Here is a 13,819-nt window from a genome sequence, read left to right as displayed (position 1 = left end):
CTCCTTGCATGAGGCGGCCTTAACCCATAAGGCCACGCATCGTAGTTAAAAACCTTCGAACGTCCCCGATCGATCGCCGGATCAATCACGCTCCAATACATACCGCCCGGGCGCCGGCTCGATGACCGGATATTCGGCCGATCCGAGCTGCGCGCGAGCCTTCACTTTCTTGCCGCCGTACTGGTCGAGCCACGCCACCCATTCCGGCCACCAGCTGCCGGGCTTTTCGACCGCGCCCTCGAACCAATCGTCCGGGTTCTCGGGCAGCGCCCTTTCGTTGCCCTCGTGACACCAGAAGCTGCGCTTGCCCTTGGCCGGCGGGTTGATGACGCCTGCGATATGTCCCGAAGCGCCGAGCACGAAACGCTGCGGCCCCGTCAGCAAAGGCGCCGAAGCATACGCGGTGCGCCACGGCACGATGTGGTCGTCACGCGAGCCGTAGATGAAGGTCGGCACGTCGATGCGCGACAAATCGAGCGCCTCGCCGCACACCGTGACGGCGCCGGGCTCGCGCAAACGGTTCTCGAGGTACGTGTTGCGCAGGTACCAGACATACATCGGCCCGGGCAGGTTCGTCGAATCGCTGTTCCAATACAGCAAGTCGAACGGAGCGGGCGTGCGGCCTTTGAGATAGTTGTCGACGACGTAGTTCCAGACCAAATCGTTAGGCCGCAAAAACGAGAATGCGTTCGCGAATTCCACGCCGCGCATGAGTCCCGGCGGCGCGCCGTTCAGGCCGCCGATCGCCTGCTCGCGCATGCGCACGTGGGGTTCGTCGACGAAGACGTCGAGCACGCCCGTATCGGAGAAATCGAGCATCGCGGTGAGCAGCGTCATCGATGCGGCCGGATGCTCGCCACGCGCCGCCAACACCGCGAGCGCCGTCGCGATCATCGTGCCGCCGATGCAAAAGCCGAACGTATTGATTTGCTCGCGCCCGCTGATGCGCTTGACCGCATCGATCGCGGCCAGCACGCCGTCGGTCATGTAATCGTCCCAGGTCTTGCCGGCGAGCGATGCGTCGACGTTGCGCCACGAGATCATGAACACTTGATGGCCGCATTCGAGCGCATGCGCGACGAACGAGCTTTCGGGCTGCAAATCGAGAATGTAAAACTTGTTGATGCATGGCGGGACCATCAGCAGCGGCCGCTCGAACACGCTCGGCGTGCGCGGCTTGTACTGGATCAACTGCATCAACTCGTTTTCGTAGACGACCGCGCCCTCGGTCGAGCCGATGTTCTTGCCGACGATGAAGCGCGATTCGTCGCTCTGCGAAATCTTGCCGCGCCGCATGTCGGCAAGCAGATTCATCACCCCTTGCCGCAAGCTCTCGCCATGGCTTTCGAGCAATGTCTTCTGCGCCTCGGGATTGAGCGCGAGAAAGTTGCTGGGCGAGGCGGCGGCCGTCCACTGCTGCACGGCGAAACGAATGCGCTCGCGCGTCTTCGCATCGGTGTCGAGAGCGTCGGCGAGCGCCTGCAAATAACGCGCGTTGAGCAAGTACCACGCCGCTATATAAGCGAAAGCCGGCGTCGCTTTCCAGGCGTCGGCGCTAAAGCGCCTGTCGGGCAGCTCGGGCGGCGGCTTGTCGGCCGCGCTCGCCTGCTGCAAGAGCGCGAGGCAATCGCGCGAGTAGTCGGCCTGCAGCTGGCTCAATCGTTCGGGCGGAATCGACGCTGCGGGCAAATGCATGCCCCCCAGCGCCTGCTGCGCATCGGCCATCATCGCGGGCAATCCCATCGCGGGAAACCCGCCCGCCGGCATCGGCGGCATGGCAAATGGAAACGAAAAGGGAAACGGCGAGGCGCCCGCGCTGCCGTTCGCCGCCTGCTGGGCCGTCCCCGGCATTTGGGCTGCCTGAGCGGCGGCAGGCCATTTGCTCGGATCGGCGAACGAACGCCATGCGCCCATCCATGCCTCGAACATCCGCTGCATGTCCGCATTGCCGGCTTGCGCTTGCTGCTCGCGGCTCTGAGGCGTTTCGGTGTGAGAAGAAGTCGATCGACGTTTTGATGCAGTCATACCCGCTTTGGCCGTGAGTCTAGGAAGACTGAATGAGAGGCGGGCGCCGAGCGCACATGGGCGAACCCTTGCGACCCTCGCTGCGCTCACCCTTGCGAGCGGTCATTCTTGCTCCCCGCCACGAGGCGTGTCAATGCTTTGGACCGATTTTGCCGCAGCGCGATAGCTTTTTTATTATCGTTTTCCCGATGTCGATCGATCGCGCGCGAGCCAAGCGCCGCCGGGCGTACGAGCCATATCACAAAGCCGATGGCAGGCGCACCTGGGCATTCACGTAGGCGCCCGACAGCGCCGTTCTTGTGCGCCGCAGGGTCGCACCGGGCCGTTCACTGCGCAAGCCAAATCAACGCCGCCATGCGTCCCGTCACCCGATCGCGGCGATACGAGTAGAAGCGCTCGGGCTCGGACACCGTGCACGCCTGCCCGCCTGTCACGCGCGTGACACCTAGCCGCGCTAGGCGTTGGCGCGCGAGGGCGTAGAGATCCGCCCGATGCTTGCCGGGCGCATGCGGATGGGGGACGAAAGCGTGCGCCGTGCCATCGCGCTCGGCAGGCTGCGCTGCGGCGAGGAACGCGTCGCGCACTTCATCGCCCACTTCGAACGCGTTCGGACCGATCGCCGGCCCCAGATAAGCGTGCAGATCGGCGGCTTCGCCTTGCGCGAGCGCTGCGACGCGCTGCGCCGTCTTCTCGATAATGCCGGCCGCGAGGCCGCGCCATCCCGCGTGAGCCGCTCCGACCGCCCGGCCTTCGCCGTCGCAAAGCAAAACGGGTAAGCAATCGGCCACCATGACCACGCAGGCGATGCCCGAGGTCGCGGTCACGCTCGCATCGGCGCGGGCATCGAGCGGTGCGTCCGCGGCATCGACCACCGTAGCGCCGTGCACTTGCTCGAGCCAGGCGGCGCGCACGCCCGCGAACGAAAGCAAGCGCGCGCGGTTCTCATGGACGTGCGCGGGATCGTCGCCCGTATGCAGCCCGAGATTCAAGCCGCCCGACGTTTCGCGCCCCGCCACGCGGCGGCCGTAAGGGGGCAGGCTGACGCCGCCGGCGCGGGTGGTGACGAGCGCACGCACCCGCGGCGAAACGCGCCAAGGCGGGTACAGGCAATCGGCTTCGGTCAAGGCAGGTTCCGTCATCAAGGCTTCGTCATCCTCGTGCGCAGTCATGGGGTCGTTCGGTGATCGTGTGTTGCTCGTTGCTCGTTGCTCGTTGCTCGTTGCTCGTTGCTCGTTGCTCGTTGCTCGTTGCTTGTTGCTTGTTGCCCGATAAGCGCGCGCCCGCTCCTATCCGAAGCACGCCGCCGCACGCTCATTCGATGTCGGCATCGTCTTCCGGCTCATCCTCGTATCCGCTTTCGAATCCTTCATACGCATCGTCATCATCCGCCTCGTCGGCCTCGAGGGCCGCGCCATCTTGCCCGAATCCCAACGCCTCGATCAGCACGGTCATATCCTCGGGCAAATCGGCGCGCCAGCGCATCGCGCGCCCCGAGCTCGGATGCACGAGACCGAGTCGCCACGCATGCAGCGCTTGTCTTGAGAAACCGCCCGGCAGCGGCGCGCTCGAGCGACGCCCGCGCGCATTGCCGTAGACCGGGTCGCCCAGCAGCGGATGCCCGGCGTGGGCGCAGTGGACACGAATCTGATGCGTGCGCCCCGTCTCCAAGTCGCAATGGATGGCGCTGATGGTCTGTTGATTCCAGACCGTTCGATCGACGAGGCGAAACCGCGTACGCGCGCGCTTGCCCGTGGCCCCGGCGACGACGGCCATGCGCGTGCGCTCGCGCGGATCGCGTCCGATGGGGGCGTCGATGATCCCTTCCTCGGGCATGGCGCCCCACACGAGCGCGACGTAGCGGCGCTTCACCGTGCGCGCCTGCAACTGACGCACGAGATCGGTCTGCGCCTCGAGCGTGCGTGCCACCACCATGAGCCCCGACGTCTCCTTGTCCAGCCGATGAACGATGCCGGCCCGCGGCAATCCCGCCGCGTCGGGGTAGCGATGCAGCAAGCCATTGAGGATCGTGCCGCTCCAGTTTCCCGCGGCGGGGTGCACGACGAGCCCAGCAGGCTTGTCGATGACGACCAGCGCGTCGTCTTCGTACACGATGCGAAGCGGCACGGGCTCGGGGGTGAACGCAAGCTGCTCGGGCAGCAGATCGGGCGTGAGCTCGATGCGCGCGCCAAGCGGCACGGCCTGCCGCACTTTGGCCGGCGCGCCGTTCAGCAGCACCCGCCCCGCTTCGGTCCAGCTCTGCAAGCGGCTGCGAGAAAATTCGGGAAACACTTTGGCAAGCACTTTGTCCAGGCGCTCGCCCGCGAGCGCATCCGGCACGAGCGCCACGCGAGGCGACGGCGCGCTCGCTTGCTGCGAAGCGCCGGCGCGCCCGATCGAACGACCCGGGCCGGTATCGTCTGCTCGCGCGTCGGCGGGGCCGGCGCTTCGGCTATAATCGTCGCTTCTATCGATAGGGCCGAGCATGTTGCCGGAAGCACGTGTGCGGGTCATTGAAACTGGATCACTGAGTGAGACTGATTGCTAGGATGCATGGAGAAATGCGGCGAGCCCTCAACACCATGATGCGCACGGCCTCGTGCGCAGCGAGCCGCGCGGCTAAGCGTGCGCTTCAATCCGCTTCGGCCGGCCTGGCCCTCGCCGCTGCCGCGGTGCTCGTGGCCGGTTGCCACGGCCTGCCGCAAAAGACCGACGAGACGGCCGCCTGGCCAAACAACAAATTATACTCGGAGGCCCAAGACGCTTTGAGCGGCGGCGATTGGGGCAAGTGCGCCAAGTATTTCGAAGCGCTCGAGGGTCGCGATCCGTTCGGGCACTTTGCGCAACAAGCGCAGATCAACGTCGCCTATTGCGACTGGAAAGACAGCGAAACGGCCGCCGCCGATCAGGCAGTCGACCGCTTCATCGCGCTGCACCCGGATCACCCCGATATCGCCTACGCGTACTATCTGAAGGGCATGATCCACTTCAACGACGATTTGGGTCTGTTCGGCCGCTTTTCCGGTCAGGACATGAGCGAGCGCGATCCGAAGTCGCTGCGCGAGTCGTACGATGCATTCAAGATCGTGGTCGACAAATACCCGAAAAGCAAATACGCGCCCGATGCGGCGGCGCGCATGCGCTATATCGTCAACGCGCTCGCCTCGTACGAGGTGCATGCGGCCGATTACTACTATCGCCGCGGCGCCTACGTGGCCGCCATCAATCGTGCGCAGTTGGCGATCAAGGAGTACAAGAACGCGCCCGCGATCGAAGATGCGCTTCATCTCATGATCTTGTCGTACACGAAGCTGAACGAAACGAAGCTCGCCGACGATACGCGCCGCGTGCTCGCGGGCACGTTCCCCGACAGTCCGTACATCACGGGCCACGCTCGCCCGGGTACGCAAAAGTCGTGGTGGCAGTTCTAACGCCTAGCTGAGCGTACGCTCGGCGTTTTTGCGGCGAAAAAACAAAACCGGCCTCTAGGGCATAACTCTAGGGCCGGTTTTGTTTTGGTCGGCTGTGCCGCGACGTTCACACCGGGCGAGCGGTAAGGGGGCCGCAGCTTCCGCTGTGCACTACCCAACCTGCGTCACGCACGGCAGAACCGGACGGCACGCTTTTATGCGTCTTGCGCGTTCTGTTGCTCCGTCTGCGCAAAGAACTCCCGCACGACATCGATTTCGCGGGTGCGCTTGAACGGCGGTAGGCTCTGCCAGATACGGCGGCCGTACGGCTTATCGACGAGCCGGGTATCGCAAATCATCAATACGCCGCGATCCGTTTCCGCTCGGATCAAACGCCCCGCGCCCTGCTTCAACGTGATCACCGCTTGCGGCAATTGGTGAACGGCAAACGGACTCAGGCCCTTCTTTGTCAACGCATCGAGCCGCGCCGACAGCACGGGATCGTCAGGCGGCGCAAAAGGCAGCTTATCGATGACGACGAGCGACAATGCGTCGCCGCGCACATCGACGCCTTCCCAAAAGCTCTGGCTGCCCACGAGAATCGCATTGCCGTAGGCGCGGAAGCGATCGAGCAACTCCGTGCGGCTCGCATCGCCCTGTGTCAAAAGCGGCATCGACCAGCCGCGCGCTTCGATGACATCGCGCAACTTCCCAGCGATGCGGTCGACGGCTCGCAGCGTCGTGCATAGAAAGAACACGCCGCCGCCCGCGGCTTCGATCGCCGGGAGCGCCGCTTCGAAAACGGCATCGGTGAATGAGGGAGAAGACGGTTGAGGCAAGTTGCGCGGCACATAAAGCAACGCTTGCGTGCCATAGTCGAACGGACTCGGCAGCGTCATCGAGCGGCGCGCGTCGAGCCCCATCTGCGCGGCGTAATGCGTGAAGTCGCCACGCACGGACAGCGTCGCCGACGTAAAGATCCACGCGCGAGGCACGCCTGCCCGCTGCTTGGCGAAGATCGGCGCAACGGAAAGCGGCGTTTCATGCAGTTGCACGGAGTGCGAGAACACCTCCACCCATCGGATGCGCTCGTCCACATCGCCCTTCGCAGCGCCCTCGCCCGTCGCCGGCGAACCGGTTCGTTGCGATGCCGCGTTCGCATCGTCTTCGCCCGCGGGCAGGGCTGTCCATCGACCGAGCTGATCTTGCAGTTCGCGTGCGCGGCGCAGGCAGGCGCCCAACGATTCCGCACGTTCGGCTTGACCAGCGAGCGCCGTTGCCAGCGCCTCCAGCGCGCCCTCCAACGCATCGAGCGCGCCGTAGAGGGCGTGGTCCTCGCCAAGCTGGGCAGCGGACACGCGCAGCGTATCGTCCTTGAACGCAAGCCGTACGTCGCGAGCCGCTCGCTCGAGTCCCGCCCCGAGCTTGACCCATTCGACCGCATCTCGCGCATGCGCGAGTCCTTCGGCAACCGTGTCGCGCGCAAGTTCGAGCAACTGCGCCGTCGATAGCGTTTCGCCGAAAAATAGGGTCGCCGTCTCCGGCAACTGATGGGCTTCGTCGAAGATCACGGTATTGGCCGTCGGCAGCAATTCGGCCATGCCCGTATCGCGCAGCATGATGTCCGCGAAAAACAGGTGGTGATTGACGACCACGATATCCGCTTGCTGCGCTTCGCGGCGCGCCTGCATCACGAAGCATTCTTTGTAGTGCGGGCACTCCTGGCCGAGGCAGTTCTCCCGGGTAGAAGTCACCATCGGCCAAACGGAAGACGTCTCAGGGACGCTCGCGAGTTCCGCCTTGTCTCCCGTGCGCGTGATCTTGGCGAACCGCACGATATCTTGCAGATACGCGGTGTCCTGCCGCGACGGCAACCTGCCGTTATCGGCGGTGCGCTGCAGATAGTAATGACACAGGTAGTTCGCGCGCCCCTTGAGCATGGCCACCGACACCGGCACCGCGAGTGCGTCGCGCACGGTCGGAATGTCGCGCTGGAAAAGCTGATCCTGAAGGTGCTTGGTGCCCGTCGAGACGATGACTTTGCCGCCCCATAGCATGGCGGGCACGAGGTAAGCGAAGGTCTTGCCGGTGCCGGTGCCCGCTTCGACGATCAAGGTGTTTTCGCCGGCAGCGCCTTCGTCCTCTGTGCCGGACGCGGGCGTATCGCCACCGGGCTCGGTCCGCGCATCGGCATCGGCGCGCAAGCGGCGCGCCGGACGGCGCTGTGCTTCGAACATCGCGGGCTCGGGCATGGCGCGACCCGACGCCTCCATGGCTGCGGCCACCGCGCATGCCATTTCGATCTGCGACGCACGCGGCCGATAGCCCTCGATGGTGCGCGCGAGCAGCCCGTCGCCGGCAAAGATGGCATCGAGTTCGGCGCGCCGGCGCGGCGCGAGCGCGACAGCCAACGCGTGCGGCTTACGCACCTGCGGCGCCGGTTGCGCGGCGTGATCGTTAGCCCCCTCGGGCAAGGTCGGCGCCGGCATGCGCGGCGCGTCGGAAGAGGCATCGAGCGGTGAATTCAAGGCAAGCATTTCCCTGCAATGACCGGCGCAGAGCGCGCGGCGCAAACGCCTGCCCGCTCGCCGCTTACGCGTGCCTGTCCGGTTCGAGCTGCAATTGCAGCAACAAGATGTCGTCTTTGACTTTGAGCTTGCGCTTTTTCAGGCGACGCAGCTCGAGGTCGGTAATATCCGACGAGTCCGCCAATTTGTCGATCATGCGATCGAGTTCGCTATGCTCCGACTGCAACTGCAAGATGCGGTCGCGTAGCATGTCCGGTTGGATCGCCTGATGGCCGCGCATGGTCGCCTCCTCGGTTCGGTAGGCGGGAAGCCGCCCATGCAGCCGCCACGCCTGAGGTTGCCGTCCAGCAAAAACCCACTTGCGTCAGTCGCTTTCTTTCTCCTGCTGCAAGCGCTTTTGCTGTTCCTGCTGCTGCATCTGCTGCTCCTGCTTTTCCTGTGCCTTCTGCGCAGCCTGCTTCTGACGGGCTTCGACATCCGCCTTGTGCTGCTGTGCATCGACTTGCTTTTGCGAGAAGTGCTGCGCACGTTCGGCGCGCTCCTTCGCATCCTGCGCCGCGTTGCGCCGGGCCTCGTCGAGCTTGCGCTGGAAATCGGCCTGCTTCCGATCGTATGCCGCTTGATCGGCGGCCCGTTGCGGCGCCTCGGCATTGCGTCGCGCTTCGTCCAGCGCATGCTGGCGCTGCTTGTCCTCGTACGCTTGCTCGTTGCGGGCGGCGCTCGACGCACGCTGCGGGGCTTGCGCGGCATCGCGTTCGCGCCGCAGCGCGTCTTGCTCGTCGCGTTGCCGCGCATGCACGGAACGGCGCTCCTCGTCCAGCGCCAGTTGCTCGGCCCGGATCTTCGCGCGCACCTCGCGCATCTTGTCGCGCGCCCGGTTGATGCACGCGTTGACGAAGAATTTGCTATAGCAGTCATGCACGGCAACGCCGTACGCGTACTCGTTCTCGGCCGTGCGATCGTCGAGCGCTTGCTGACGCGAGCTGAAATCGGGCGCGCCCGCCGACGCCGCATCGCTCGCGATCGGTGCAGGCGCGGGTTGCCCTTCCGGCACGGCTTGCGCGCGCGCGGGCATGGACATGCAAAACGGCACGGCAGATGCCGCCGCGGCCAATACGGCGGCACGCAGGGCGACTGACAAACGGGTGGTTGGCAACGTCGTAGGCGGGGATCGGAACATGGTCGAAATTCTAACACCCGCGCTCGGGCGCCCGAGCATTTGTGGCAAAATGCGCCGCTTCAGCAACCCGGCCCCGGGCCAGCGTTCCGGCTTGCGCCGTGCGCGCCGCAGGGGGCCCAGCAGGCACACGCATCTTCTATGACGGACTCCGTAGCTCTTAAGATCGTACAGCGCATCGCCACCGAATTGACCGTACAGCCGCGCCAGGTCGCCGCGGCCGTGCAACTGCTCGACGAAGGCGCAACCGTGCCGTTCATTGCCCGCTACCGCAAGGAAGTCACCGGCAATCTGGACGACACGCAGTTGCGTCATCTCGAAGAGCGCCTGCTGTATCTGCGCGAAATGGAAGAGCGGCGCGCGACGATCCTCGCGAGTATCGAGGAGCAAGGCAAGCTGACCGACGAGTTGCGCACCGCGATCGAAACCGCGGATAGCAAGCAAGCGCTCGAGGATCTCTACCTGCCCTACAAGCCCAAGCGCCGCACTCGCGCCCAAATCGCGCGCGAGGCGGGGCTCGAACCGCTGGCGCAAGCGCTGCTCGCCGATCCGCGCCTGGATCCTCAAACCGAAGCGGCGGCCTATGTGGACGCCGAAAAAGGCGTCGCCGACGTCAAAGCGGCGCTCGACGGCGCGCGCGACATCCTGTCCGAGCAATTCGGCGAAACGGCGGAACTGCTCGGCAAATTGCGCGACTACCTGACCGAGCGCGGCGTCGTTTCGTCGTCGGTCGTCGAGGGCAAGGAGAACGAGGAAGGCGAGAAATTCCGCGACTACTACGATTACGCGGAGACCTTGAAGACCGTGCCTTCGCACCGCGCACTGGCCCTCTTCCGCGGTCGCAATGCCGGCGTGCTGATGATCAAGCTCGGCCTCGGAGAAGAGCTCGACGCACAAGTGCCGCATCCGTGCGAAGCGATGATCGCGCGCCATGCCGGCATCTCGAATCAAAATCGTCCGGCCGACAAATGGCTCTCCGATGTCTGCCGCTGGTGCTGGCGCGTCAAGGTGCAGCCTCATCTCGAAAACGAATTGCTCACGCAGCTGCGCGAGACGGCCGAGCATGAGGCGATCCGAGTCTTCGCCCGCAACCTGAAGGATTTGCTGCTCGCCGCGCCGGCGGGTCCCAAGGCTGTCATCGGCCTCGATCCGGGCTTGCGCACGGGCGTCAAAGTGGCGGTGGTCGATCGCACGGGCAAGGTACTCGCCACCGATACGATCTACCCGCACGAGCCGCGCCGGGACTGGGATGGCTCCATCGCGAAACTCGCGCGGCTGGCGGCGCAAACGCAGGCGGAACTGATCAGCATCGGCAACGGCACCGCCTCGCGCGAAACGGACAAGCTGGCGAGCGAGCTGATCGCGCGGCATCCGGAACTCAAGTTGCAAAAGATCGTCGTCTCCGAAGCCGGCGCGTCGGTTTATTCGGCATCGGAACTCGCTGCGAAAGAATTCCCCGACCTCGATGTTTCGTTGCGCGGCGCCGTTTCGATCGCGCGCCGACTGCAAGACCCGCTGGCCGAGCTCGTCAAAATCGAGCCCAAGGCAATCGGAGTCGGCCAGTATCAGCACGACGTCAATCAGCGCGAACTCGCGCGTTCGCTCGACGCCGTGGTGGAAGACTGCGTGAACGCGGTGGGCGTGGATGCCAATACGGCGTCGGTCGCGCTGCTCGCTCGCGTATCGGGGTTGAACAGCACGCTCGCACGCAACATCGTGGAATATCGCGACGCCAACGGGCCGTTCCCCTCGCGCGAGCATCTGCGCAAAGTCCCGCGCCTGGGCGACAAGACCTTCGAGCAAGCCGCCGGCTTCCTACGCATCAACGGTGGAGAGAACCCGCTCGACCGGTCGTCGGTGCACCCGGAAGCCTACCCCGTGGTCGAGCGCATGCTGGCGAAGATCCGCAAGCAGATCGGCGATGTGCTCGGCAAGCGCGAAGCGCTCGCGGGTTTGTCGCCCACCGAGTTCGTCGACGATCGCTTCGGTCTGCCAACGGTCCGTGACATCCTTGCTGAATTGGAAAAGCCCGGCCGCGATCCTCGTCCGGAATTCAAGACGGCGACGTTCCGCGAAGGCGTCGAGAAAATTTCGGACCTCGCGCCGGCAATGGTGCTGGAAGGCGTCGTCACCAACGTCGCAGCGTTCGGTGCGTTCGTCGATATCGGCGTGCATCAAGACGGGCTCGTGCACGTCTCAGCGTTATCGACGAAGTTCATCAAGGATCCGCATGAAGTCGTGAAGGCGGGCCAAGTCGTGAAGGTCAAAGTGCTGGATGTCGACGTGAAGCGCCAGCGCATTGCGCTGACGATGCGTCTGGACGACGACGCGGCACCGGCATCGCGCAGCGGCCCGCGCGATGAGCGCGGCGCAAGCCGCCCGAATGGCCCCGGCCGCGGCCCGCAACGCGCGCGCGAGCCGGAGCCGGGCGGCGCAATGGCCGCCGCCTTCGCCAAGCTCAAGCAGCGCTGAGCGGTTCGGCGCACCCTGCGCTTGGGGTAGCCGCCGTCGTACCGCGGCGGCTACCCGAGCAAGCGTCGTCAACGGTTGAAATCGAAGCCGCAAAAAAGCCCGCGCCTGTGAACGAATCGCGCACAGACGCGGGCTTTTATTTTTTCAACTCTATCCGGCTGCACCGCCCGATACGATTCCCACGACGATCAAATTTCGATCTTCGTGCCGAGTTCTACGACCCGATTCGCGGGAATGCGGAAGAAATCCGTAGGCTTCGCCGCGTTTTGATGCATCCACGCGAACACGCGCTCCCGCAAGATGGACATGCCCGGCAGTTGTGTCGGCACGACCGTCTCGCGGGCGAGGAAGAACGACGTATCCATGAGCTCGAATTGCATACCATAGCCGCGTTCGAGTTCGAAGAGCACCGCCTTGACGTCGGGCGTTTCGTTGAAACCGTAAGCGGCCCTGACGAGATACAAACCGCCGCCGACGTCTTTGAGCGTGATGCGATCGTTCTCTTTGACGTAGGGGATATCGCGGGTCAGGAACGTCAAAAAGATGGTCCGCTCGTGCAACACCTTGTTGTGTTTGAGGTTGTGCAGCAAGCTGACGGGTACGAGCGAATCGCTGCCGGTCAGATAGATGGCCGTGCCGGACACGCGATGAGGCGGATGCGCGAGCAACCCCTGGACGAACGGGGCCAGCGGGATACCATCGGCCGCGGTGCGCTCCTTCACGAGCATGCGCCCCTTGTACCACGTCATCAGCAAGAAAAAGAGCATGGCGCCAATGCCGAGCGGCAGCCAACCGCCCTCGGCCACCTTGAGCAGGTTCGCCCCGAAAAACGCGAGGTCCACCGCCGTGAACGCCGCGATGATGATCGCGACCAGCGCCTTGTTCCAATTCCAAACCTTGACCATGACGACGCAGGCAAGCACCGTCGTGATCACCATCGTGGTGGTGACGGCGATGCCGTATGCGGCGGCCAAGCTATCCGAACTCTTGAAGCCGACCACGACGCACAGAATGATGAACAACAACAACCAGTTCACGACAGGCACATAGATTTGGCCAATCGCCAGTTCCGATGTGTGAAGCACCTTCATGCGCGGCACGTAGCCGAGCTGAATCGCTTGGCTCGTCAGCGAATACGCGCCGGAAATCACCGCCTGAGACGCGATCACCGTCGCGACCGTGGACAAAACGACCAACGGCAGGAGCGCCCACTGTGGCGCCATCAAGAAAAACGGGTTCGCGATCGCCTTCGGGTCTTGCATCAGCAATGCACCTTGACCGAAGTAGTTGAGCACCAGCGCCGGCATGACCAGCAAATACCATGCGAGGCGAATCGGGCGTGCGCCAAAGTGGCCCATATCGGCATAGAGCGCTTCGGCGCCCGTCAGCACGAGGAATACGGAACCGAGCACCACATACGCCTGCAGCATGTGCGCATGCATGAACGACAACGCGTAATACGGATTGAGCGCCGCGATGACCTGCGGCGCGCGGGCAATATGGTTGACCCCGAGCAATGCGAGCGTGGCGAACCACACGAGCATGATGGGGCCGAATAGTTTCCCGACGAGCGAGGTGCCGTGCCGCTGAATCCAAAACAGCGCAACGAGAATCACCATCGTGATGGGCAAAACGAGATGAGACAGATGCGGCGTGGCGATCTCGAGGCCTTCGACCGCGGAAATCACCGAGATGGCGGGCGTGATCACGGCGTCGCCATAGAACATGCATGCGCCAAAGATGCCGAGCATCATCAACACGCCCGTCACGCGCGACTTCGAGGAAAACGGCCGCAACGACAGCGCCATCAAGGCGAGCACGCCGCCCTCGCCGTTGTTGTCGGCGCGCATCACGAACAGCACATACTTGATCGACACAACGACGACGATCGCCCAGAACAGCAGCGAGATCACGCCGAGAATCGAATGATCGGTCAGCGCAATCCCGTGCGCGGGACTGAACGCTTCCTTGAGCGCATACAGCGGGCTCGTGCCGATGTCACCGAATACGACGCCAATGGCCGCCAGGGCAAGCGCCGGCAAGGAGTGCTGACGAAGGTTGTCGTGGTTGTTTTGTGTCATAAACGCAAGCGATTCGTACCGGATCAGCCGGCACCGAGCGCTATTCTAGCGGTGCATCGAGGGCGGATACACATAAAAAGAGCGGGGTCGACCGACTCCGCTCTATCGTCGATGCGCTCGTAGTGGCAA

At 64.2% G+C, this 13,819-nt stretch carries 9 protein-coding genes; 2 read left to right on the top strand and 7 right to left on the bottom strand.

Annotated elements, in window-relative coordinates:
* Positions 1–81 precede the first annotated feature (81 nt).
* The 3 genes from phaC to MMB74_RS02625 all read right to left on the bottom strand — a co-directional run bounded on the left by phaC (position 82) and on the right by MMB74_RS02625 (position 4,536).
* Positions 82–1,938 (bottom strand): class I poly(R)-hydroxyalkanoic acid synthase, encoded by a 1,857-nt coding sequence (gene phaC, locus MMB74_RS02635; protein WP_277427128.1) that lies wholly within the window; start codon positions 1,936–1,938, stop codon positions 82–84.
* Between the two features lie 413 nt (positions 1,939–2,351).
* The gene (gene pgeF, locus MMB74_RS02630; RefSeq protein ID WP_277427127.1) at positions 2,352–3,164 is read right to left on the bottom strand and encodes a peptidoglycan editing factor PgeF; all 813 of its coding nucleotides are present in this window, start codon (positions 3,162–3,164) and stop codon (positions 2,352–2,354) included.
* 172 nt (positions 3,165–3,336) lie between these two features.
* Positions 3,337–4,536, bottom strand: coding sequence for an RluA family pseudouridine synthase (locus tag MMB74_RS02625; protein ID WP_277427025.1), 1,200 nt, complete (start codon positions 4,534–4,536; stop codon positions 3,337–3,339).
* A 47-nt stretch (positions 4,537–4,583) separates the two neighbouring features.
* Here MMB74_RS02625 and MMB74_RS02620 point away from each other — a divergent pair, with 47 nt between their 5' ends.
* Positions 4,584–5,453, top strand: a complete 870-nt coding sequence (locus MMB74_RS02620; RefSeq protein WP_277427024.1) for an outer membrane protein assembly factor BamD — start codon at positions 4,584–4,586, stop codon at positions 5,451–5,453.
* Between the two features lie 194 nt (positions 5,454–5,647).
* Here MMB74_RS02620 and MMB74_RS02615 read toward each other — a convergent pair whose 3' ends face one another.
* The 3 genes from MMB74_RS02615 to MMB74_RS02605 form a co-directional block, all read right to left on the bottom strand.
* Entirely contained in the window at positions 5,648–7,921 is a 2,274-nt protein-coding gene (locus tag MMB74_RS02615) for an ATP-dependent DNA helicase (protein WP_277427126.1), read from the bottom strand.
* A gap of 103 nt (positions 7,922–8,024) precedes the next feature.
* Positions 8,025–8,240, bottom strand: a complete 216-nt coding sequence (locus MMB74_RS02610) for a DUF465 domain-containing protein (RefSeq protein WP_277427023.1) — start codon at positions 8,238–8,240, stop codon at positions 8,025–8,027.
* Positions 8,241–8,324: 84 nt separating this feature from the next.
* Complete coding sequence (locus MMB74_RS02605) at positions 8,325–9,140, bottom strand: colicin transporter (RefSeq protein ID WP_277427022.1); 816 nt, start codon at positions 9,138–9,140, stop codon at positions 8,325–8,327.
* Between the two features lie 138 nt (positions 9,141–9,278).
* Here MMB74_RS02605 and MMB74_RS02600 point away from each other — a divergent pair, with 138 nt between their 5' ends.
* Positions 9,279–11,609 carry a Tex family protein gene (locus MMB74_RS02600; protein ID WP_277427021.1) on the top strand — a complete coding sequence of 777 codons (2,331 nt, stop codon included), beginning with the start codon at positions 9,279–9,281 and terminating at the stop codon, positions 11,607–11,609.
* Positions 11,610–11,797: 188 nt separating this feature from the next.
* Here MMB74_RS02600 and MMB74_RS02595 read toward each other — a convergent pair whose 3' ends face one another.
* The gene (locus MMB74_RS02595; protein WP_277427020.1) at positions 11,798–13,690 is read right to left on the bottom strand and encodes a potassium transporter Kup; all 1,893 of its coding nucleotides are present in this window, start codon (positions 13,688–13,690) and stop codon (positions 11,798–11,800) included.
* Positions 13,691–13,819 lie beyond the last annotated feature (129 nt).

This window comes from Trinickia sp. Y13, assembly GCF_029522115.1.
Lineage (GTDB): Bacteria > Pseudomonadota > Gammaproteobacteria > Burkholderiales > Burkholderiaceae > Trinickia.
This window is presented reverse-complemented; position numbering and strand designations above follow the sequence as displayed.